Source organism: Micromonospora sp. NPDC048909 (genome assembly GCF_040649635.1).
In the GTDB taxonomy this organism is placed as follows: Bacteria; Actinomycetota; Actinomycetes; order Mycobacteriales; family Micromonosporaceae; genus Micromonospora.
Genome location: NZ_JBEZFU010000010.1, coordinates 41,417 through 63,180, shown reverse-complemented (window position 1 = coordinate 63,180; position 21,764 = coordinate 41,417). Strand labels below are relative to the sequence as shown.

The window sequence follows — 21,764 nt, the reverse complement described above, 5'->3', positions numbered from 1 at the left end:
ACGCGGGTGCACGGGAACGCTGAACCGCGGCGGCGACGCCGGGCGGGTACCCGCGGCGGCGACCCGACCGGGCCAACCGCTGGCCCGCGCGGGTCACGCCGGCCGGCATCCGGGCGACGGTTCGACGGCGCGATTGAGGCGATTGGGCTGGCGCGGGCGGCGGAGGCGCGAACAGCCGGCCGAGGGCGGGCGATGGGGTCAGGCGAGGAAGATCAGGGCGAGCCAGGCGCCCACGATCAGCACCAGCGCGAGCGCCAGCACCCAGGTGGGCACGGTGTACTCACCGCGCCGGTTGCGCTCGATCTCGGCGCGGATCTTCTCGCGGCGGCGTTCGACCCAGTTCTGTCGCTGGCGGCCGCCCTCGGTGGGCTCGGGGCTCGGAGACGTCGTCATGGCCCGGCCAGCCTACCGGGCCGGCCGGGCCGGTGACGGGCGCCACCGCCGCCGGCCCGGTCCGCCCGGTCACATGCTGGCGATCAGCCGCTCGACGCGCTCGTCGTAGGCCCGGAACGGGTCCTTGCACAGCACGGTGCGCTGCGCCTGGTCGTTGAGCTTCAGGTGCACCCAGTCGACGGTGAAGTCGCGGCGCTTCTCCTGGGCGTGCCGGATGAACTCGCCCCGCAGCCGGGCCCGGGTGGTCTGCGGCGGGGTCTCCTTGGCCTCGAAGATCTCCGGGTCGGTGGCCACCCGGTCCACCTCGCCGCGGCGCTCCAGCAGCCCGTAGAGACCGCGGCCGCGGCGCACGTCGTGGTAGGCGAGGTCCATCTGGGCGACCCGGGGGTGCGACAGCGGCAGATCGTGCTTGCGCTGGTAGCGCTCGATCAGCCGCAGCTTGGTCACCCAGTCGATCTCCCGGGAGACCGGCTCCAGGTCACCGGACTCCACCGCGTTCAACACCCGGCCCCACAGCTCGACGACCCGCTTGGCGGTCTGGTCGCCGCCGCGGCGCTCGACGAACTCGGTCGCCTTGGCCAGGTATTCCTGCTGGATCTCCAGCGCGCTGACCTCCTTGCCGGAGGCGAGGCGCACCTTGCGCCGGCCGGTGATGTCGTGCGACACCTCGCGGATCGCCCGGATCGGGTTCTCCAGCGACAGGTCGCGCATCACCACCCCGGCCTCGATCATCCGCAGCACGATGTCGGCCGTGCCCACCTTGAGCAGGGTGGTGACCTCGTTCATGTTGGAGTCGCCGACGATCACGTGCAGCCGCCGGTAGCGCTCGGCGTCGGCGTGCGGCTCGTCGCGGGTGTTGATGATCGGGCGGCTGCGGGTGGTCGCCGACGAGACGCCCTCCCAGATGTGCTCGGCGCGCTGGGAGAGGCAGTAGACCGCCCCCCGCGGGGTCTGCAGCACCTTGCCGGCACCGCAGATCAGCTGCCGGGTGACCAGGAACGGAATCAGCACGTCGGCCAACCGGCCGAACTCGCCGTGCCGGGAGACCAGGTAGTTCTCGTGGCAGCCGTACGAGTTGCCGGCCGAGTCGGTGTTGTTCTTGAACAGGTAGATCTCGCCCGCGATGCCCTCGTCGTGCAGCCGCTTCTCGGCGTCGACGAGCAGGCCCTCCAGGATCCGCTCACCGGCCCGGTCGTGGGCGACCAGGTCGACCACGGAGTCGCACTCGGGGGTGGCGTACTCCGGGTGGGAACCGACGTCCAGGTAGAGCCGGGCCCCGTTGCGCAGGAACACGTTGCTGGACCGGCCCCAGGACACCACTCGACGGAAGAGGTATCGGGCGACTTCGTCAGGGGACAGCCGCCGCTGTCCGCGATAGGTACAGGTGACGCCGTACTCGGTCTCGAGGCCGAAGATTCGCCGCTCCATGGTGTGACATTAGCCGCCCGGAGGCCCCGTTCGTCACTGTCACACCACAGGTCGTGCCGGCGCTACGGTCAAATACCGTCCGAGTGCGACATACCGTCCGGGCCAAGCGACGCCACGAACGCCCGGCACGCCTGGTAGTCCGGCAGCAGGCCGGACTCACGCGCCTCGGCCAGCGTGGGCGCCGCGGCGTCCCGAGCGGACAACTGCGCGACGTCGGCCGGCCACTCGATGCCCAGCTCCTCGTCGAGCGGGTGCACCGCGTGCTCGCCGGTCGGGTTGTAGGTGGCCGAGCAGAGGTAGCTCAGGGTCGCGTCGTCGCTCAACGCACAGAAGCCGTGTCCGAGCCCCTCGCTGAGGTAGACCGCGCGGCGCTCCACGTCGTCCAGCCGGACGCCCTCCCACCGACCGAAGGTGGGCGAGCCGACCCGCAGGTCGACCACCACGTCGAGCACCGCCCCGCGTACGCAGGTGACGTACTTGGCCTGACCGGGCGGGACGTCGGCGAAGTGGATGCCGCGGACCACCCCGCGGGCGGAGACGGAAAGGTTGGCCTGCGCCAGCCGCATCGGATGGCCGACCGCCTCGGCCAGCCGGTCGAAGCGGTACCACTCCATGAACAGCCCGCGCGGGTCGCCGTGCTGCTGGGGGGTGATCTCCCAGGCGCCCTCGATGCTCAGCGGTGCGATCTTCACCGGGCCATCTCCGTTCGCGACTGCGGGGCTCGCAGACCCGGCTCACTCCTCACGCTCACCGAATCAGCGCCTGTTCGGTCTTCTCGGTGAGCAGGCCGAGCAGGTAGTCGCCGTAACCGCTCTTGGTCAGCGGCTCGGCCAGCGACCGCAGCTGCGCGTCGTCGAGCAGGCCTGCCCGCCAGGCCACCTCCTCCACGCAACCGATCTTCAGACCCTGCCGCTCCTCGATCACCCGGACGAACTCGGCGGCCTGCATCATCGAGGTGAAGGTGCCGGTGTCCAGCCAGGCGGTGCCCCGGTCGAGCACGGTGACCGACAATTCGCCCATCTCGCGGTACGCCTCGTTGACCGCGGTGATCTCCAACTCGCCCCGCGCGCTCGGAGTGAGCTTGCGGGCGATGTCGACCACCCGGTTGTCGTAGAAGTAGAGCCCCGGCACCGCGTAGCGGGACTTCGGCCGGGCCGGCTTCTCCTCGATCGAGAGCACCCGGCCGTCGGCGTCGAAGTCGACCACGCCGTACGCCTCCGGGTTGGCCACCGGGTACGCGAAGACCCGACCGCCGACCAGGTCGCCGTGCGCGGTCAGCTGCCGGCCCAGGCCGACGCCGTGGAAGATGTTGTCGCCGAGGACGAGCGCGACCGCCTCGTCGCCGATGAAGTCCGCGCCGAGCACGAACGCCTGCGCGATGCCCTCCGGCCGGGCCTGGGTGACGTACTCCAACCGAAGGCCCCACTGGCTGCCGTCGCCGAGCAGCCGGCGGAACTGGTCCTGGTCCTCCGGCGTGGTGATCACCAGGATCTCCCGGACCCCGGACATCACCAGGGTGGAGAGCGGGTAGTAGATCATCGGCTTGTCGAAGACCGGCATCAGCTGCTTGGACACTGCCCGGGTGATCGGCCAGAGCCGAGATCCGGTGCCGCCGGCGAGTAGGATTCCGCGCACCGGGGGAGCCTACCGGCCACGCCGGCAATCGGACACCGGGGTCGCCGTCCCCCGGCCGCCGGTTCACTTCGCGTACACTTTCGGACCCGTGAGGATCCTCGTCACCGGCGGAGCCGGATTCATCGGGTCGGAGTACGTTCGCCTGCTGCTGGGCAAGCCCCTGGGCAGCGCCGCCGACGTACCCGCGATCGAGCCGGCCACCGTCACCGTGCTCGACAAGTTGACCTACTCGGGCAATCTGGCGAACCTCGACCCGGTCCGCGACGACCCGCGGTTGCGCTTCGTGCAGGGCGACATCTGCGACCCGCAGGTGGTCGACGAGGTGGTCGCCGGACACGACGTGATCGTGCACTTCGCCGCCGAATCGCACGTCGACCGCTCGATCGCCGGCGCCGCGCCGTTCGTCACCACCAACGTGCTCGGCACCCAGACCCTGCTCGACGCCGCGCTGCGCCACGGCACCGGCCGGTTCGTGCACGTCTCCACCGACGAGGTCTACGGCTCGATCGACGAGGGTTCCTGGACCGAGACCTGGCCGCTGGCGCCGAACTCGCCCTACTCGGCGTCGAAGGCCGGCTCGGACCTGCTCGCCCTGGCCTACCACCGCACCCACGGCATGGACGTGGTGGTCACCCGCTGCTCCAACAACTACGGGCCGTACCAGTTCCCGGAGAAGGTCATCCCGCTCTTCGTCACCAACCTGCTCGACGGCGGCACCGTGCCGCTCTACGGCGACGGCGGGAACGTGCGGGACTGGCTGCACGTGCACGACCACTGCCGGGGCATCGCGCTGGCCCAGCAGAAGGGCCGCGCCGGTGAGGTCTACAACATCGGCGGCGGCACCGAGCTGACCAACAAGGAGCTCACCGGCCTGCTCCTGGAGGCCTGCGGCGCCGGCTGGGACCGGGTCGTCCCAGTCGCCGACCGCAAGGGCCACGACCGCCGCTACTCGCTGGACATCACCAAGATCAGCGACGAGCTGGGGTACGCCCCGAGCATCGACCTGGACCGCGGGCTCGCCGAGACCGTGCGCTGGTACCGGGAGAACCGGGCCTGGTGGGAGCCGCTGAAGTCGGCCCCGGCCGCATGACCCGGGTGCTCGTCACCGGCGCGGGCGGCATGCTCGGCCGGGACCTGCTCGACGTGCTCGCCGACCGGCCCGACCTCAAGGTGACCGCCGCCACCCGGGCCGAGGTCGACATCACCGACGGCGACGCGGTCCGCGCCGCCGTCACCGGGCACGACGTCGTGATCAACTGCGCGGCGTGGACCGACGTCGACGGCGCCGAGCAGCAGGAGGAGGCCGCCACCGCGGTCAACGGCCACGCCGTGGCCCACCTCGCCCGGGCCTGCGCGGGCACCGGCGCGCGGCTCATCCAGGTCTCCACGGACTACGTCTTCGCCGGCGACGCCGAGCAGCCCTACCCGGAGGACGCGCCCACCGCGCCGGTCAACGCGTACGGCCGCGGCAAGCTCGTCGGCGAGCAGAGCGTCACCCGGCTGCTGCCCGACGCCGGCTACGTCGTGCGCACCGCCTGGCTCTACGGCGCGCACGGGCCGAACTTCGTGGCCACCATGCTGCGGCTGGCCCGGCAGCGCGAGCACCTCGACGTGGTCGACGACCAGCACGGCCAGCCCACCTGGTCGTACGCCCTCGCCAGCCAGCTGGTCGCGCTCGCCGACGCGGCGCTCGCCGGCCGGGCCGCGCCCGGCGTCTACCACGGCACCTGCACCGGCCAGACCACCTGGTACGGCCTGGCTCGGGCCGCGTTCACCCTGCACGGGCTCGATCCCGAGCGGATCCGCCCCACCACGAGCGACCGGTTTCCGCGTCCCGCACCCCGACCGGCGTACAGTGTGCTAGGGCACAGCCGCTGGATCGCCGCGGGCCTGTCAGCGATGCCGGACTGGCAAGCCACCCTGGCAGCCGCCTTTGCCCCCTCCGCTCCCCCGTGGAAGGTCACATGAAGCTCACCCTTGTCACCGGTCTGACCGGCCTGATATTGCTGGCAACCATCGTCGAGCTGCTGCGCCGCCGCCAGCTCCGCGAGAAGTACGGCATGCTCTGGTTCGGCGTCCTGCTGATCGTGATCCCGCTGTCGCTCTTCCCCCGGCTGCTGGACAACGTCGCCGAGCTGCTCGGCGTCGCCGCCGGCGTCAGCCTCGTGCTCTTCCTCGGCATCGTCTTCCTGCTCTTGGTGTGCGTGCACCTGAGCTGGGAGGTCAGCGCCCTCGAGGAGGAGACCCGCACCCTGGCCGAAGACTTCGCCCTGCTCCGCGCCGAGATCGACGCCGAGCGGGCGGCCCGGAACGAACTGGTGTCCAACGATGGTTAACGGCAAGCGCGTCCTGATCATCATTCCGGCGCTCAACGAGTCCGGATCCATCGCCGACGTGGTCGGCGAGGTCCGCGGCGAGCTGCCCGGCGTCGAGGTGCTCGTCGTCGACGACGGCTCCACCGACCGCACCGCGGCCGTCGCGGCCGCCGCCGGCGCCCGCGTCGCCCAGCTGCCCTACAACCTCGGGGTGGGCGGGGCCATGCGGCTCGGCTACCGCTACGCCCGGGAGCACGACTTCGACGTCGCCATCCAGATCGACGCCGACGGGCAGCACGACCCCCGCTACGTGCCGAAGCTCGTCGACCTGCTCGACGAGAACGACCTGGTGATCGGCGCCCGGTTCGCCGGCGAGGGCGACTACTCGGTCCGCGGCCCCCGCCGCTGGGCCATGGTGATGCTCTCCGCGGTGCTCTCCCGGGTCGCCAAGACCAAGCTCACCGACACCACCTCGGGCTTCCGCGCCGCCAACCGGCGGGTCATCGACATGTTCGCCACCTGGTACCCGGTGGAGTACCTCGGCGACACGGTCGAGACGCTGGTGCACACCGCCCGGCGCGGCTACCGGATCCGTCAGGTGCCGGTGGCCATGCGCAAGCGGATGGCCGGCACGCCCAGCCACTCCCCCGCCAAGGCGATGATCTACCTCGGCCGGGCCTTCGCCGTGCTCACCCTGGCGCTCATCCGCCGGTGATACGTCGCCTGCTGAACCTCGTCCCGCCCGGCACCATCGCCGTTGGTGCCGGGCTGGGCCTGCTGGGGCTCGCCTCCTACGTCCACCTGGCGGTCGCCGGGCACAGCCTGACCGAGGCGGACTACTCGTCCCTGTCGGTGCTCTGGTCGATCGTCTTCACCCTCGGCATCGGCGTGTTCATGCCGGTGGAGCAGGAAGTGGCCCGGATCGTCGCCGCCCGGCGCAGCCAGGGGCTGCCGCCGGGGCCGGTGCTCGCCCGGGGCGCCGCCCTCGCCGCCGGGGTGCTCGCGCTCATGGTGCTGGTGGTCGTCGCCGGTTACCGCGTCCTCACCGACCGGCTCTTCGCCGGCGACGGCGACATGGTGCTGGTGCTGATCGGGGCGCTCGCCGCGATGGCGGTGGCCTACACCACCCGCGGCATCCTCTCCGGCCTGCAGCTCTTCCCCTGGTACGGCGGGCAGCTCGGCGTCGACGGCGGGCTGCGCATCGTCATGGTCGCCCTGCTCGGGCTCGCCGGCGTCACCTCCCCCCTGTGGTACGGGCTGGTGCTGGTGATCGCGCCGCTGGCCGGGGTGCTGCTCACCCTGCCGCCGGTGCTGCGGGCCATCGGCGGCGGCGCGCCCGTCGCCTGGGGCCTGCTTCTGCGCGGCCTCGGCCTGCTCACCATCTCCAGCCTGCTCTCGCAGGTCGTGGTCAACGTGGGCGTGATCAACGTACGGCTGCTCGACCCGTCCGACGTCGAGACCGCCGGAGCGCTGCTCTCCGCGCTGGTGCTGGTCCGCATCCCGCTGTTCGTCTTCGCCTCGCTGCAGGCCTCCCTGCTGCCCGGGTTGGCCACCTCGGCGACCACCGGCGACCACACCGCCTTCCACAGCCTGCTGCGCAAGGCGCTGGGGGTCGTCACCGCGCTGGGCCTGCTCGGCGCGCTCGGCGCGGTGCTGCTCGGCCCCTGGCTGGTCGGCACTCTCTTCGACGCGCCCGACGTCCTCGGCCACGGCGACTTCGCCTGGCTGGCCGTCGCCACCCTGGCCTACCTCTGGGCGATGGTGCTCGGCCAGGCCCTGCTCGCCCTCAACCGGCACCGCGCGCAGGCCGCCGCCTGGGCCGTCGGCGTGGCCGCCTTGGCGGTGGCCACCCTCGCCCCGCTGTCGGTCGCGCTGCGCGTCGAGCTGGGCTACACGGTCGGCTCCGTCGTGGTGGCCGCCACCATGGCGCTGCTGCTGCGCGGCGCCACCCGACCCACCCCCACGGCGCCCCCGACCCGGGAGGCCGCCACGACCGGCGTTTCCGGAGGCGTCCGATGAACCGACCCCAGGTCAGCGCGGTCATGCTCGCCTACGGCGCCGAGCCGTGGCTGGTCGACGCCGCTCAGGCGGTGCTGGCCAGCACCGACGTGGAGATCGAGCTGATCGTCGTCGACAACGGCTGCACCGGCGACGGCATCGACATCGTCAAGGGCCTGCCCGGCGTCCGGGTGCTGCGGCCCGAGGAGAACACCGGCTACTCCGGCGGCTGCCGGGTCGGTGCCGCGGAGGCGACCGGCGACTGGCTCGCCTTCGTCAACTCCGACGCGATCGTCGCGCCGGATGCCCTGGCCAAGACCGTCGCGGTCGCCGCCGAGCCGGGGATCGGCGCCGCCATGGCCTCCATCCGGCTCGCCGACACGCCCGAGCTGATAAACACCTCCGGCAACCCGCTGCACTTCACCGGCCTCTCCTGGGCCGGCGGCAACGGCGAGCCGGCCACCGCGCACGCGGTGCGCACCAGCGTGCCGTCGCTGAGCGGCTGCTGCTTCGTGATCAGCCGGCAGCGCTGGCAGGAGCTCGACGGCTTCGCCGCCGAGTACTTCGCCTACCACGAGGACACCGAGCTGAGCCTCCGGCTCTGGCAGCGCGGGCTGCGCCTGGAGTACGTGCCCGACGCCGTGGTCCGGCACCACTACGAGTTCTCCCGCAACGACCTGAAGCTCTACCTGGTCGAACGGAACCGGCTGGTCACCCTGCTCACCGCGTACGAGACGCGGACCCTGGTGCTGCTCGCGCCGGTGCTGCTGCTGACCGAGGCCGCCATGCTGGCCGCGGCCCTCGCCGGCGGCTGGCCGAAGCAGAAGTTCCGGGGCTGGGGCTGGCTCTGGCGCAACCGGGCCTGGCTGCGGGCCCGCCGGCGGCAGTTGCAGACCGAGCGCACCGTTCCGGACGGCGTCATCGCCGAGCTGATGACCGCCCGGGTCGCCCCCTCGAACGTCGACTCGCCCCCCGGCATGGGCGTCTTCAACGCGGTAGCGGCCGGCTACTGGGCCCTGACCAAGCCGCTCCTGCGCCGCCGCTGACCCGCCAGCGGGTGGCCCGGGTCCGGGCCACCCGCTGGGAGCCATCTGCCGGTGCTCCAGAACCGCAGGTCCCGCCGATTCGGGGGTGGGTGAGCCAGGATCGGAACGCCACCCGCTGACCACCTGCGGTGGCCCGAGGTCTCGCAGCCGCCCGCTGACCGCCTGCCGGTGGTTCAGACTCGACAGGCCGCCCGCTGATCCGCCAGGGTGGCCTGGGCCTCGGAGGCCCGCCGCGTGGCGCTGACGGGCTCCGGGCCCTCGCAGGCGCACGGGGCCCGGCCCAGGTCCGGCAGGGCCTCCTGGGCTTTCCTGCGGGCTGGTCGAGGCCGGCCGGGGCGTGCCCGTCCCGACGCGCCCCGAGTGGCACGGCACCCGGACGCGAAACGCCGGGGCCCGGGCGGACCCGGACCCCGGCGGCAGTGCGACGGTCTACTCGGCCTGGTTGCCGGGCTTGTCCTCCAGGTCCGCGGAGGCCGCGGAGGTGGTCGGCTTCTGCGCCTCCTCGGTCGGCGTCGCCGGCGTCTCCGGACCGCCGGCGGCCGGGCCCTCGGCCTTCGCCGCCTCCCCGTCCAGCAGCGCGGTCAGCGCGGCCCCGGTGATCCGGCGGAACGTCCGACCCACCCGACGGCGGTCGAGCACGGCCACCTCGAGCTGGTGGGCGGCGATGGTCCGGGCGCCGTTCTCGCCACCCACGCTGCCCAGCGCCCGCACGGCCACCCGGACCGCCTCGCCGAGCGACATGTCGGCGCGGTGCTCGGACTTGAGCACCCCGGTGATCGACTCGGCCTGCCCGCCCATCGCCATCCGGCCCGGCTCGTCGTTGACGGAGCCGTCGTAGGTGAGCCGGTAGAGCTCGTCGGCGTCGGCGGTGGCGCCCACCTCGGCCACGCAGATCTCCACCTCGAACGGCTTCGACTGCTCGGTGAAGATCGCGCCCAGGGTCTGCGCGAACGCGTTCGCCAGGCCCCGGCCGGTCACGTCCCGCCGGTCGTAGCTCAGCCCGTTGAGATCGGCCATCCGGACGCCGGCACGGCGCAGGTTCTCGAACTCGTTGTAGCGACCGACGGCGGCGAAGCCGATCCGGTCGTAGATCTCGCTGACCTTGTGCAGGGCGCTGGAGAGGTTCTCGGCGACGAAGAGCACCCCGCCCTCGTAGCTGAGGACCACCGCGCTGCGCCCCCGAGCGATGCCCTTGCGGGCCAGCTCGGAGCGGTCGCGCATGATCTGCTCGGGCGAGGCGTAGAACTGCATGGCCACGGCGGCTGGTTCTCCTTAGCGCTGTGCGGACGACTGCTGACGGTGCGAACGGCGGCTCAGCCGCCCGGGTTCTCCATCCGGCTGGAGACCACGCTCTCCGCGATCGCCGCCGTCTCGGCGTCGGTGAGCCGGTGGGTGCCCTCCGCGGTCGCGGTCATCACCACCGGGTAGATGCGGCGGGTCAGATCGGGGCCACCGGTGGCGGTGTCGTCGTCGGCGGCGTCGTAGAGCGCCTCGACCGCCAGCCGGGCGGCCTCGTCGGTCGACAGCCCGGCCCGGAACCGCTTCTTCAACGCCGACTTGGCGAAGAGCGAGCCGGAGCCGATCGCGTCGTAGCCGGTCTCCTCGTAGGGGCCGCCGGTGACGTCGAAGCTGAAGATCCGGCCGGCCCGCGCCGGGTCGCTGGCGGCCAGGTCGAAGCCCGCGAAAAGCGGAATCACCGCGAGGCCCTGCATCGCCGCGCCGAGGTTGCCCCGGATCATCGAGGCGAGCCGGTTGGCCTTGCCGTCGAGCGAGAGCATCGCGCCCTCGATCTTCTCGTAGTGCTCCAGCTCCACCTGGAACAGTCGCATCAGCTCGATGCCGATGCCGGCCGTGCCCGCGATGCCCACCAGCGAGTAGGCGTCGGCCGGGTGCACCTTCTCGATGTCACGCTGGGCGATCAGGTTGCCCATGGTGGCCCGCCGGTCGCCCGCCATCACCACACCGTCGGCGGCGGCGATGGCCACGATGGTGGTCGCGTGCGGCGCCATGTCGGCGGCCATGCCCGGGGGCAGCGGCCGGCGTCCGGGCAGCATCTCGGGAGCCACTCTGCTCAGAAACGTGGTGAAGGAGGACGTCCCCGCGTTGGTGAACACATCTGGTAGACGCCCGGATGGATCAAAGCCCGCTGCCACGTGGTTCCTCTCAGGTACGTGATCGCCCTGGCCAGCCTCGTGGGACTGTCACGGAACTGGCCAAGACCACCGTTGCAGTTGAAGCAGAGTATCCCGCGCACCCATCCGGTGCGATGATCGTGGTCCACATGTTCCGGATCGGGGTCGCCGCAGACCGCGCAGACCCCGCCCGGCCCGGCCAGCAGCTCGTCGAACTCCCGCTGCCCGATGCGGTAACGCCGCCGCAGGTGGTAGTCGCGGCTGCCACCGTGCGGCCGGTGTCTGCCGGCAGCCCGGGCACCACTTGAGACCCTGCCCGACCGGGTCGGCGGCCCGGCGTGGCCGGGCCACCCCGCGCTTGCGGCGGCTCGCCTCCGAGCGGGCCGCCGCACAGGTCTCAACAGTAGAGCGCGGGCCCGTCGAGCCGACGCGTGTTGCGGCGGAAGGCTGACGCGGGGAGCGACGTTCCGCCATGAGGGCACATCTCGTCCGGCGTTCTCAACGAACCGGACATATGCCTCATTCTCCCCCCTTTTGCACGTAACCCCTCACAAACTCCTCGGCGTTCTCCTCGAGGACGGAGTCGATCTCGTCGAGCAGGTCGTCGACGTCCTCGGTGATCTCGGCGTGCCGCTCGGCGACCTCCGGGTTCGCCTCGGTGGTGACGTCCTCGATCTCCTCGCCCTGGCGCGACTTGCCCGACTGCGACTGACCGCCGCTGTCACGAGTGGCCATCTGCTGCCTCCTCCACGATCTCTTGCGAGAAACTTACCTCGCGGGAGTGACGAAAGGGCCCGCCGCGCGCCGTTGTCGGCGTACGACGGGCCCTCGCGGCGCGGGTCAGCCCCCGGTCAGCGTCTCGAGCAGGTCCTTCGCGCTCGGGCACCGGTCGAAGAGCGCGCCGACGTGCTTGCGGGTGCCGCGCTCCGGCTCCATCATCGGCACCCGGACCAGCGACTCGCGCCCGACGTCGAAGATGACCGAGTCCCAGCTCGCCGCCACCACCTCCGAGGCGTACTGGGCCAGGCAGCGGCCGCGGAAGTAGGCCCGGGTGTCCTCCGGCGGCTCGGTCATCGCGGCCCGCGTCTCCTCGTCGCTGAGCAGCGTCTTCATCGCCCCACGGGTGACCAGCCGGTGGTAGAGGCCCTTCTCCGGGCGGACGTCGGAGTACTGCAGGTCGACCAGCTGGAGCTTGTGCGAGCCCCAACCGAGCCGCTCGCGCTCCCGGTAGCCCTCCAGCAGCCGCAGCTTGGCCACCCAGTCCAGCTCGTCGGCGCAGAGGAACGCGTCGCGGCCGAGCCGGTCCAGCACGCTCTCCCACCGGTCCAGCACGTCCGCGGTCTGCGCGTCCACGTCGGTGCCGTACCGGTCGTCGACAAAGGACCGGACCCGTTCGAGGTACGCCCACTGCACGTCCAGCGCGGTCAACCGCCGCCCGTCGCGCAGCCGCATGAGGTGGGTCAGCGACGGGTCGTGGCTGACCGCCCGCAGCTCCCCGACCGGGTCGGCGATGCCCAGGTCCGCGCCGAGCGCCTTCTCCTCGATCATGCTGAGGATCAGGGCGGTGGTGCCGACCTTCAGGTAGGTGGAGATCTCCGAGAGGTTGGCGTCGCCGATGATGACGTGCAGCCGCCGGTACTTGTCCGCGTCCGCGTGCGGCTCGTCGCGGGTGTTGATGATCGGTCGCTTGAGGGTGGTCTCCAGACCCACCTCGACCTCGAAGAAGTCGGCCCGCTGGGAGATCTGGAAGCCGTTCTGGCCGCCGTCCTGCCCGATGCCGACCCGGCCGGCGCCGCAGACGATCTGCCGGGTGACGAAGAACGGGGTCAGGTACGCCACGATGTCGGCGAACGGGGTCTGCCGCCGCATCAGGTAGTTCTCGTGCGCGCCGTAGCTGGCGCCCTTGTTGTCGGTGTTGTTCTTGTAGAGGTGGATCGGCTGGGTGCCGGGGATGGTGGCGGCCCGGCGGGACGCCTCGGCCATCACCCGCTCGCCGGCCTTGTCCCAGCGCACCACGTCCAGCGGGTTGGTCACCTCCGGAGTGGAGTACTCCGGGTGGGCGTGGTCGACGTAAAGGCGGGCGCCGTTGGTGAGTATCACGTTGGCCAGCCCGAGATCCTCGTCGGCGAGCGCCTCGGCCGGGTCGTAGGCGGCGCCGGAGTAGGTGAAGCCGCGGGCGTCGCGCAGCGGCGACTCCTCCTCGTAGTCCCAACGGGCCCGGCCGCCGCGGTTGAGTTCCGGGCGCGCCCCGTAGGCGTTGACCACCTGCGAGGAGGTGACCATCGGGTTGGCCCCGGCCTGGCCCGGCACGGAGATGCCGTACTCGACCTCGGTGCCCATGATCCGTCTAACGCTCATCGACTGCCCGCTCCCGCTCGCCCGTCCGGTCCCCCGTCCCGTCGAGCGTAGTCGGCCGCACGGCGGATGGGGGCGTGGCGGTGCGGTCGGTCGCGGTGTCGCGGAGGCGCGGTGGTCGGCAGCTCAGCTGTACGGGTCAGTGATGATCATGACCTCGACGGTGACCCGGGGGCGAAGCTCCGGTTCAGCCTCGAGCAGTTTCTCGACGCGACGTCGGGAGCCGGGGTCGGCCACCACGAACCGGACCGGGCCGGGCACCCGGCGCAGCATCTCCCGGGTCCGGTCCGGTTCGAAGAACACCATGCCGTAGACGCCGTGCTCGGTCTGCGCGGTGGTGCCCTGCAGGGCGGAGAAGCAGAGCCCTTCGAGGTAGGAGCGGTAGGGGCCACGGTCGAGCACCAGCGTGGTGGCCCAGGGCACCGGCGGGTAGCGACGGCTGGCCTCCTGGCAGACCACCGCGGCCCGGACCGGTTGGTCGAGCTTCTGGTGCACCCAGCGTTGGGCCCAGCTCTGCTCGTCGGTGAGCAGGACGCTGCGGTGCCAGCCGGTGACGCCGCAGACGGTCACGGCGGTGACGGCGAGCGCGACCGCGGTGAGGGTGGCCGCGGCGGTGGTGAGGATCCGCCGGAGCAGGCCCCGGCCGCGCTGTGGGGCAGGCAGCAGCCGGACCAGGCCGACCGTGCCGACGATCAGCAGCACGGTGGCCAGGTGGCCGGCCTTGTTGAAGTAGTACGCGGGTTGTCCGCCGGCGTTGATGCTGAGCTGCGCGATGGCGAGGGCGAACAGGATGCCGACGAGCATCACGAGCAGGGTGCGGCGCCAGGCGCGGTCGGTGCGCCGGACCTGCACGGCCAGGGCGAACACGACGATGCCGCCCAGCCAGAGCAGGGCGCGCCAGGTCTGGGTGACGTCCCGGCCGATCAGGGCGGTGAGCGCCTCGGTCTGGCCGGCGCGCAGCACCCCCAGCAGGGGCGCGGTCGAGGCGAGGGCGGCGGTGGCGAGAGCGACGACCGACAGGGTCGGCCAGACCCGCAGCGCCTCCCTCCAGTGGCCGACGAACCAGCAGAGCGCCAGGACGGCGGCGGCCGGGAGGAACAGGTAGTAGGTGAAGCCGATGCCGGTCAGCAGGGCGCCCAGCAGCACCAGCTGCTCCCGCGTACCGCCCAACGGTCGCGCGACGAGGCCGGCCAGGGCGACGGTGAACGCCAGTCCCAGCACCTCGGCGGGGTAGCCGGCGATGAGCAGCCGGGGCAGCTGGGTGCCGAGGATGAGCGCGCCGACGACGATGGTGAGCACCGTGCGGTGCAGCGGGTGCAGCGGGCCGGGTATCCGTTGGGCGGCCCACTGCATGGTCAGTGCCAGCAGGCCGAAGCCGGCGACGCACCACCACAGGTAGTGCCCGGCGACGTGGGTGCCGCCGGGGGCGTCGTCGATTCCGGTGAGGTGGCCGTCGAGCAGGGCGGTGACCAGGTGCCAGCCCTGCGGGTAGTAGACGAGGGCGGAGACGATCTGTTCACGGGCGGCGGCGGGGTCGACGAAGAGGTAGCCGCCGGCGCGGCCGATGGCGTCGAAGAGGGCCAGGTGGCGGTAGTTGTCCTCGCCGCGGCCCAGCAGGGTCAGCTGGGTGGCGAGGTCACCGGCGCGCAGCAGGGGTTGGGCGAGGTAGCCGACGATCGCGGCGGTGCCGAGGACGCAGAACAGGTCGGGCCAGCCGGGCCGGGGCAGCTTCGGGCGGCGGCGGGTGCCGAGGGCGACGCCGACGAGCACGGTCAACGCGGTGCCGACGACCGGCACCGGGTGCAGTCCCCACGGCCAGACCGCGAAGAGCAGCCCGGCGCCGGTGGTGGCACCCAGCAGGAGCATGGTCGCCAGCATCAGCCGGTCGAGCAGGGTGCGACCGCCGCGCAGCAGGCTTGCGGTGGCGAGCAGGACCAGCGGGGGCAGCAGCCAGTAGCGGTGCAGCAGATGCGCCGCGACGGGCACCACCCAGGCCACCAGCAGGGCCGCTGCCACCAACGCGGGAGTGCGCCAGCGGCGGGCGGGGGACGACGGGTGTGGTGCAGCGGCCGCCGGGGGGACCGGCGGGTCGATGACAGTGAGCTCGGACGGCACGCGGATCCTCGGCGGGTCGACGAAGCGGCGAAGGCAGCTTACCGACCGGCCCGGCATTTCGCCCATCGAGGTGCGGACCCGGCAGGATGAACCGGTGGTGACATGGTCGCGGGGCCCGCGGCGCGTGTCGCGCCACGGGCCCCGCCGGCCTGGACCGTCAGAGGTACTGGCCGGTGTTGCTCGCCGTTTCGATGGAGCGGCCGGCCTCGGTGCCCTTGCCGCCGGAGACGAGCGTGCGGATGTAGACGATCCGCTCGCCCTTCTTGCCGGAGATCCGGGCCCAGTCGTCCGGGTTGGTGGTGTTGGGCAGGTCCTCGTTCTCCCGGAACTCGTCGACGCAGGCGTCGAGGAGGTGCTGCAGGCGAAGGCCCTTGCGGCCCGAGGTGAGGAACTCCTTGATGGCCATCTTCTTGCCCCGGTCGACGATGTTCTGGATCATCGCGCCGGAGTTGAAGTCCTTGAAGTAGAGCACTTCCTTGTCACCGTTGGCATAGGTGACCTCGAGGAAGCGGTTCTCCTCGGTCTCCGAGTACATCCGCAGCACGACCGCGTCGATCATGGCCGCGACGGTGGCCTGCGGGTCGCTGCCGTGCTCGGCCAGGTCGTCGGGGTGCAGCGGCAGCCCGGAGAGGATGTACTTCGAGAAGATGTCCTTGGCCGCCTCGGCGTCCGGCCGCTCGATCTTGATCTTCACGTCGAGTCGGCCCGGGCGCAGGATGGCCGGGTCGATCATGTCTTCCCGGTTGGAGGCGCCGATGACGATGACGTTCTCCAGCCCTTCCACGCCGTCGATCTCGCTGAGCAGCTGCGGGACGATGGTGTTCTCCACGTCGGAGGAGACGCCGGAGCCGCGGGTGCGGAAGACCGAGTCCATCTCGTCGAAGAAGACGATCACGGGGGTGCCCTCGCCGGCCTTCTCCCGGGCACGCTGGAAGATCAACCGGATGTGCCGCTCGGTCTCGCCGACGTACTTGTTGAGCAGCTCGGGGCCCTTGATGTTGAGGAAGAAGCTGGTGTGCTTCTCCTCGCCCCGCCGTTCGGCGATCTTCTTGGCCAGCGAGTTGGCCACCGCCTTGGCGATCAGCGTCTTGCCGCAGCCGGGCGGGCCGTAGAGCAGGATGCCCTTGGGCGGACGGAGCTGGTGCTCACGGAACAGGTCGGCGTGCAGGAACGGCAGTTCCACCGCGTCGCGGATCTGCTCGATCTGCGAGTGCAGGCCACCGATGTCGCCGTAGTCGACGTCGGGCACCTCCTCGAGGACCAGCTCCTCGACCTCGCTCTTCGGGATCCGCTCGTAGGCGTAGGCCGAGCGGGGCTCGATCATGAGCGAGTCGCCGGCCCGGATCGGCGAGCCGATCAGGGTCTCGGCCAGGTGCACGATCCGCTCCTCGTCGGAGTGCGAGACGACCAGCGCCCGGTCGCCCGGGCTGCCGTCGGGACCCGCGAGGATCTCCTTGAGCATCACCACCTCGCCGACCCGCTCGTAGCCGAACGCGTCGACGATGTTGAGCGCGTCGTTGAGCAGCACCTCTTGCCCGCGCTGCAGCTCGGCGACGTCCAGCGAGGGCGAGACGGCCACCCGGAGCTTGCGCCCACCGGTGAAGACGTCCACCGTGCCGTCGTCGTGCCGCGCGAGGAAGACGCCGTAGCCACTCGGTGGCTGTGCGAGGCGGTCGATCTCCTCCTTGAGCGTCACGATCTGCGCGCGAGCCTCCTTGAGGGTGCTCACGAGCCGGTCGTTGTTCTCGGTCAGCCGCGCCAACTGTGCCTGGGTGGCCGCCAGCCGCTCTTCGAGCTGCCGTACGTGTCGGGGGCTTTCGGTCAACTTGCGCCGCACCAGAGCGAGTTCCTCTTGCAGGAACGCGACCTGCGTGGAGAGATCGTGGGCCTCCTTCTCCCACCGTGCGGCGCGCGAGTCCGCGTCGTCGCTGCGTGCCACGTCCCACCTCCCCGGGGGGCTTGAACGTTCTGCCCTAACACTAGCCGCTATGAGCGCGATTCGGTCCCGCGCAACGCCCTCGTCACCGAACCTTGATCGCCAAGGGTGGCCGACGGGGCCGGTCCGGGCATTCGGGTACCGTCAGGGCGTGGGACGCGAGAACATGGGGGGTGCTCCGGTGGCGGAGGTCGCGACGGACCAGCTTCAGGTCTGGGTGGACCAGGATCTCTGCACCGGCGACGGTCTCTGCGTGCAGTACGCGCCGGAGGTCTTCGAGTTCGACGTCGACGGCCTGGCCTACGTCAAGGGCCCCGACGGCGAGCTGCGCCTGACCCCGGGCAGCCGGGTCGACGTGCCCGAGCACCTGCGTCTGGTAGTCATCGACTCCGCCAAGGAGTGCCCGGGCGAGTGCATCCACGTGGTGCGCGCCAGCGACGGCGCCGCGGTCGCCGGCCCGGACGCCGAGGAGGACTGAACTCCCCCACCCGGTCGGCGCGCGACGCCGCCGGGCCGGCGCCGGCGTCCACGGCGTACGGCGGCCGAGCGCTCAGAGCAGCGGGCGGCCCACCACCGAGGCGACCAACCGGGCGAACTCCTCCAACCGGGCGATCTGCCCGGCGCCACCGTCGTCGAGGGTCTTGCCGAAGCGCAGCGCGTCGTGCCGCGGCGCGCCGGCCATCTCCTCCGCCGGCGGCGCCTCGTCCAGCGAGGTGAGCAGCAGGTAGACGTCGATGCTGTCGACCCGGACCGCGCCGCTGTCGGCGCGGGTGAGCCGGCGCCGGCAGCCCACCTCGGTGACCGTGGAGACCGGCACCACCCGCAGCGACGAGGTCATCGACCCCGGCGGCCCCTCCCCCGGCGGCACGTCCTCGCCGTGCCAGAGCACCAGCCGGCTGCCGTCGCAGACCACGACCTCCTGCCAGACCCCGTTGACCTCGTTGACGAAGCGCTCCAGGGTGAAGCCGAGCACCGAGGCGCCGCGCAGCACCCCGCCGAGCGCCTCCAGGGCGATGTCCGGGTCCCGCAGGTAGGCCCGCGCGGCCGACTCGAGATCCTGGTACGGCGACCAGTCCGGGAAGACCGCGGGCAGGTCGCCACCGCCGTAGCCCGGGCTGCTCATGCCGTCGCTTCCCTCCGGTCGACGCTGTCGTGGATCCGATCCGCGCGGAAGACCCGTCCGCTCATGCCCGGGCGCCCGTGCGCGTCACGGCGTGTCCACCTCCGTCGGCTCCGCCGGCGCCCCGGCCGCCTGCGCGGCCGCCGCCTGCCGGGCCTCCGCCTCGCGCAGCACCTGGCGGCGCTGCACGTATGCCTCGGTGCCCTTGCTCGGCTTGCGCCGCCGCGGCGGCGCGGTGACCCCGGGGGCGAGCTTGCGGGCGGAGACCAGGAACGCGGTGTGCGCGATCATCCGGTGGTCCGGACGCACGGCGAGGCCCTCGGCGTGCCAGTCGCGCACCAGCGACTCCCAGGCCCGCGGCTCGGTCCAGCCGCCCCGCTCGCGCAGCGCCTCGACCAGCTCGGAGAGCTGTGGGGTGGTGGCCACGTAGCCGATGAACACCCCGCCGGGCACCAGCGCCCGCTCGACCATGTCGAGGGTCTCCCAGGGGGTGAGCATGTCGAGGATGATCCGGTCGAAGCCGGTCTCCCGACACTGCGCCACGTCACCGACGTGCAGGTGCCAGGCCGGGTGCGGCCCGGCGAAGAAGGACTCCACGTTGCGCCGGGCGATCTGGGCGAAGTCCTCGCGCAGCTCGTACGAGTGCAGCTCCCCCTCGGTGCCGACCGCGCGCAGCAGCGAGCAGCTGAGCGCGCCGGAGCCGGCACCGGCCTCGAGCACCTTCGCGCCGGGGAAGATGTCGCCCATCGCGACGATCTGCGCCGAGTCCTTCGGGTAGATGACCTGCGCGCCGCGCGGCATGGAGAGCACGTAGTCCGACAGCAGCGGACGCAGGGCGAGGAACGCCGTGCCGCCACCGGTGGTGGTGACCACGCTGCCGTCGGGCAGCCCGATCAGGGTGTCGTGCTCGAGGATGCCGCGGTGGGTGTGGAACGCCTTGCCGGGCTCCAGGGTGACCGTGTGCATCCGCCCCTTCGGGTCGGTCAGCTGCACCCGGTCGCCGACCCGGAACGGGCCCCGGTGCACGGGTGTCAGGCCCGGTCGGTCGGTGGGGGCGGGTGCGCCCGCGTCGGCCGGCACGGCGGAGGGAGTTGCGGTCACGTGTTCATCTTCCGGTCGGGTTCGAGGAGCTGGGCGAGATCCGCGATGTGCAGAACGCCGACGACATCTTCGCCTGCGGTCACCACGTACTGCGCGCCCGGGTGGGTCTGCACGCTCTCCATCACCCGTTCCCCGTCCAGCCCGACCGGCAGGGTCGGCAGGGTGGCCAGCGACCGGGACACCGCGTCCACCGCCAGCCAGGGCCGGCGTTCGACGGGCACCGCCGCCGCGGCGACCGGGTCGACCAGCGCGACCGGCCGGCCGACGCCATCGGTGACCAGCAGCGCGGCGCCGGGCGGGCCGGACTCGGCGTGGCGGCGCTGCGCCTCGGCCAGCGGGGTGCCGGTCGGCACCGGGCAGACCGGCCGGGCCAGCCGGGACAGGTCGATCAGCGGGAACCGGCGGCTGACCCGGGCGTACCGGATCGACTGGCCGGCGCCGCGCCACAGGGTGAACGCGACCAGCAGCATCAGCGGCAGCGCCAGCGGGGCGAGCTGCCGGTTGAGGGTGAGCAGGGCGACCAGCGCCGCGGTGCTTACGGCGACCGCGCGACCCACCCAACCGGCCACCTCGGTGCCCCGGTGCCGGTCCCGGGTCACCGCCCAGACCACCGCGCGCAGCGCCCGGCCGCCGTCGAGCGGCAGCCCGGGCAGGACGTTGAAGATCGCGACGATGACGTTGCTCACCGCGAGCTGGAAGGCGAGCTGGTTGGCGACCGTACGGTCGGGCAGGGCCAGGGTCGCGGCGACCGCCACCGCGCCGAGCACCGCGGAGACCGCCGGCCCGGCCAGCGAGACCAGCAGGTCGACCCGGGGCGACGGGGCGTCGCGGTCCATCTCGGTGTAGCCGCCGAGCAGTTCGAGGGTGATCCCGCGCACACCGATGCCGTAGCGACGGGCGGTGAGGGCGTGGCCCAGCTCGTGCAGCAGCACCGAGCCGAGCAGCGACACGACGAACCCGATGCCGATCAGGTAGCCGCTGAGCTGGGACAGGGCGAGCTGGTGGCGGGCGAATTCGGCGTAGAGCACGGCCACCAGCACGGCCAGCAGGAGCATCGAGCCGTTGAGGTGCACCGGCACCCCGAACAGCCGTCCCACGGTCACGCCGGGGCTGCGGCCGGGCCGGCGTCGCGGCCGGGAGGTCTGCTCCATCGGGTCGATGCTACGGACCGCGGATGGGACGGCGCGCGGGCGGCGGGGCGCGGGCGGTGTCACACCGGTGCCCTAACCTTCCGGACATGACGGCGGAACCGGTGACAACCCAGCAGCCCGCGACCCCGGCGGAGGTGCCGGCGACGGTGCGGGCGTCGCTGTCGCCGTCCCGGGCGGCGGATTTCAAGACCTGCCCGCTGCTCTACCGTTTCCGCAGCATCGACCGGCTGCCCGAGCGGCCCACCGTCGAGCAGGCCCGGGGCACGCTGGTGCACGCCGTGCTGGAACGGCTGTTCGACCTGCCGGCCGGCGGGCGCACCCCGGCCGCCGCCGGTGACCTGGTCGCCCCCCAGTGGGACCGGTTGGTCACCGAGCAGCCGGAGCTGGCCGGAATCTTCGCCGACGGCGACCCGGCCGCGGCGGCCGAGTTCCTCCGCTCCGCCGCGGCGCTGCTCGAGGGCTACTTCGCGGTGGAGGATCCGAGCCGGCTGGAGCCGGCCGAGCGGGAGGCACTGATCTCCGCGGTGGTCGACGACGAGTTGCTCATCCGGGGCTACCTCGACCGGCTCGACGTCGCGCCGGACGGCGCGCTGCGGGTGGTCGACTACAAGACCGGCGGCGCGCCGCGCGAGGCGTTCGAGGCGCGCGCGCTGTTCCAGCTGAAGTTCTACGCCCTGGTGCTCTGGCGCACCCGCGGGGTGGTGCCGCGGGTGCTGCGGCTGCTCTACCTGCGCGACGCCGAGGTCCTCGACTACACCCCCGACGCCGACGAGTTGCTGCGCTTCGAACGCACGGTGGTCGCGCTGTGGCGGGCGATCGAGCAGGCCACCGAGCGGCAGGATTTCCGGCCCCGGCCGAGCCGGCTCTGCGACTGGTGCAGCCACCAGGCGCACTGCCCGAGCTTCGGCGGCACCCCGCCGCCGTTCCCGGCCGGCGTGGGCGGCGCCGACCCGCTGCGCGACGCCCGCTCCCGGCCGGCCACCCCCGGCGCCGACGAGTGAGCGTCCTTCCCAGGTAGGAGGACGGGCTCACCATCGGC

At 72.3% G+C, this 21,764-nt stretch carries 22 protein-coding genes; 8 read left to right on the top strand and 14 right to left on the bottom strand.

Translation table 11 applies throughout. The annotated features are described in order from the left end of the window. Positions 1–198: 198 nt before the first annotated feature. From AB0C04_RS24420 to rfbA, 4 genes are all read right to left on the bottom strand, one after another. Entirely contained in the window at positions 199–393 is a 195-nt protein-coding gene (locus AB0C04_RS24420) for a hypothetical protein (RefSeq protein ID WP_350874321.1), read from the bottom strand. A gap of 69 nt (positions 394–462) precedes the next feature. Beyond that, positions 463–1,821, bottom strand: coding sequence for a Pup--protein ligase (pafA, locus tag AB0C04_RS24415; protein WP_350874320.1), 1,359 nt, complete (start codon positions 1,819–1,821; stop codon positions 463–465). Between the two features lie 68 nt (positions 1,822–1,889). Further along, positions 1,890–2,513 (bottom strand): dTDP-4-dehydrorhamnose 3,5-epimerase, encoded by a 624-nt coding sequence (rfbC, locus tag AB0C04_RS24410; protein ID WP_357058381.1) that lies wholly within the window; start codon positions 2,511–2,513, stop codon positions 1,890–1,892. 55 nt (positions 2,514–2,568) lie between these two features. Further along, positions 2,569–3,456, bottom strand: a complete 888-nt coding sequence (gene rfbA / locus AB0C04_RS24405) for a glucose-1-phosphate thymidylyltransferase RfbA (RefSeq protein ID WP_357058379.1) — start codon at positions 3,454–3,456, stop codon at positions 2,569–2,571. A gap of 88 nt (positions 3,457–3,544) precedes the next feature. Between rfbA and rfbB the strand changes: the two genes are divergently transcribed. From rfbB to AB0C04_RS24375, 6 genes are read left to right on the top strand one after another with little or no spacing between them, the layout of a single operon-like run. After that, positions 3,545–4,546 carry a dTDP-glucose 4,6-dehydratase gene (rfbB, locus tag AB0C04_RS24400; RefSeq protein WP_357058377.1) on the top strand — a complete coding sequence of 334 codons (1,002 nt, stop codon included), beginning with the start codon at positions 3,545–3,547 and terminating at the stop codon, positions 4,544–4,546. Next, entirely contained in the window at positions 4,543–5,424 is an 882-nt protein-coding gene (rfbD, locus tag AB0C04_RS24395; RefSeq protein WP_357058726.1) for a dTDP-4-dehydrorhamnose reductase, read from the top strand. Before rfbB ends, rfbD begins: the two co-directional genes overlap by 4 nt. Continuing rightward, positions 5,421–5,792, top strand: a complete 372-nt coding sequence (locus tag AB0C04_RS24390) for a DUF2304 domain-containing protein (protein WP_357058375.1) — start codon at positions 5,421–5,423, stop codon at positions 5,790–5,792. Before rfbD ends, AB0C04_RS24390 begins: the two co-directional genes overlap by 4 nt. Next, positions 5,785–6,486 carry a glycosyltransferase family 2 protein gene (locus tag AB0C04_RS24385; RefSeq protein ID WP_350874314.1) on the top strand — a complete coding sequence of 234 codons (702 nt, stop codon included), beginning with the start codon at positions 5,785–5,787 and terminating at the stop codon, positions 6,484–6,486. The genes AB0C04_RS24390 and AB0C04_RS24385 overlap by 8 nt, the downstream gene beginning before the upstream one ends. Then, positions 6,483–7,790: a polysaccharide biosynthesis protein gene (locus tag AB0C04_RS24380; RefSeq protein WP_357058373.1), complete on the top strand. Its 1,308-nt coding sequence runs from the start codon at positions 6,483–6,485 to the stop codon at positions 7,788–7,790. Before AB0C04_RS24385 ends, AB0C04_RS24380 begins: the two co-directional genes overlap by 4 nt. Beyond that, positions 7,787–8,815, top strand: coding sequence for a glycosyltransferase family 2 protein (locus tag AB0C04_RS24375; RefSeq protein WP_357058371.1), 1,029 nt, complete (start codon positions 7,787–7,789; stop codon positions 8,813–8,815). Before AB0C04_RS24380 ends, AB0C04_RS24375 begins: the two co-directional genes overlap by 4 nt. A 429-nt stretch (positions 8,816–9,244) precedes the next feature. Here the strand turns inward: AB0C04_RS24375 and prcA are convergent, their stop codons facing one another. The 7 genes from prcA to arc all read right to left on the bottom strand — a co-directional run bounded on the left by prcA (position 9,245) and on the right by arc (position 17,356). After that, positions 9,245–10,072 (bottom strand): proteasome subunit alpha, encoded by an 828-nt coding sequence (gene prcA / locus AB0C04_RS24370; RefSeq protein WP_357058369.1) that lies wholly within the window; start codon positions 10,070–10,072, stop codon positions 9,245–9,247. Positions 10,073–10,128: 56 nt separating this feature from the next. Beyond that, positions 10,129–10,968, bottom strand: coding sequence for a proteasome subunit beta (gene prcB, locus AB0C04_RS24365; RefSeq protein WP_350874310.1), 840 nt, complete (start codon positions 10,966–10,968; stop codon positions 10,129–10,131). Then, on the bottom strand, positions 10,887–11,339 hold the full coding sequence (locus AB0C04_RS24360) for an endonuclease VII domain-containing protein (RefSeq protein WP_357058367.1): 453 nt from the start codon (positions 11,337–11,339) through the stop codon (positions 10,887–10,889). Before AB0C04_RS24360 ends, prcB begins: the two co-directional genes overlap by 82 nt. Before the next feature lie 127 nt (positions 11,340–11,466). Beyond that, complete coding sequence (locus tag AB0C04_RS24355) at positions 11,467–11,682, bottom strand: ubiquitin-like protein Pup (protein WP_088993750.1); 216 nt, start codon at positions 11,680–11,682, stop codon at positions 11,467–11,469. 105 nt (positions 11,683–11,787) lie between these two features. After that, a complete protein-coding gene (gene dop, locus AB0C04_RS24350; RefSeq protein ID WP_357058364.1) occupies positions 11,788–13,305 on the bottom strand; it encodes a depupylase/deamidase Dop in 1,518 nt (505 codons plus the stop codon). Positions 13,306–13,428: 123 nt separating this feature from the next. Next, entirely contained in the window at positions 13,429–15,318 is a 1,890-nt protein-coding gene (locus AB0C04_RS24345) for a hypothetical protein (protein ID WP_357058362.1), read from the bottom strand. Positions 15,319–15,574: 256 nt separating this feature from the next. Continuing rightward, the gene (arc, locus tag AB0C04_RS24340; protein ID WP_350874307.1) at positions 15,575–17,356 is read right to left on the bottom strand and encodes a proteasome ATPase; all 1,782 of its coding nucleotides are present in this window, start codon (positions 17,354–17,356) and stop codon (positions 15,575–15,577) included. 178 nt (positions 17,357–17,534) lie between these two features. Here arc and AB0C04_RS24335 point away from each other — a divergent pair, with 178 nt between their 5' ends. Beyond that, positions 17,535–17,831 carry a ferredoxin gene (locus AB0C04_RS24335; RefSeq protein WP_357058723.1) on the top strand — a complete coding sequence of 99 codons (297 nt, stop codon included), beginning with the start codon at positions 17,535–17,537 and terminating at the stop codon, positions 17,829–17,831. Positions 17,832–17,903: 72 nt separating this feature from the next. On the opposite strand, the gene AB0C04_RS24330 is transcribed toward AB0C04_RS24335, so the two are convergent. The 3 genes from AB0C04_RS24330 to AB0C04_RS24320 all read right to left on the bottom strand — a co-directional run bounded on the left by AB0C04_RS24330 (position 17,904) and on the right by AB0C04_RS24320 (position 20,629). Continuing rightward, positions 17,904–18,476 (bottom strand): hypothetical protein, encoded by a 573-nt coding sequence (locus AB0C04_RS24330; protein ID WP_357058360.1) that lies wholly within the window; start codon positions 18,474–18,476, stop codon positions 17,904–17,906. A gap of 84 nt (positions 18,477–18,560) precedes the next feature. Beyond that, positions 18,561–19,574: a tRNA (adenine-N1)-methyltransferase gene (locus AB0C04_RS24325; protein ID WP_350874305.1), complete on the bottom strand. Its 1,014-nt coding sequence runs from the start codon at positions 19,572–19,574 to the stop codon at positions 18,561–18,563. Continuing rightward, the gene (locus AB0C04_RS24320) at positions 19,571–20,629 is read right to left on the bottom strand and encodes a M50 family metallopeptidase (protein WP_357058720.1); all 1,059 of its coding nucleotides are present in this window, start codon (positions 20,627–20,629) and stop codon (positions 19,571–19,573) included. The genes AB0C04_RS24325 and AB0C04_RS24320 overlap by 4 nt, the downstream gene beginning before the upstream one ends. 182 nt (positions 20,630–20,811) lie before the next feature. On the opposite strand from AB0C04_RS24320, the gene AB0C04_RS24315 reads away from it, so the two are divergent. Beyond that, entirely contained in the window at positions 20,812–21,726 is a 915-nt protein-coding gene (locus tag AB0C04_RS24315; protein WP_357058358.1) for a RecB family exonuclease, read from the top strand. Positions 21,727–21,764 lie beyond the last annotated feature (38 nt).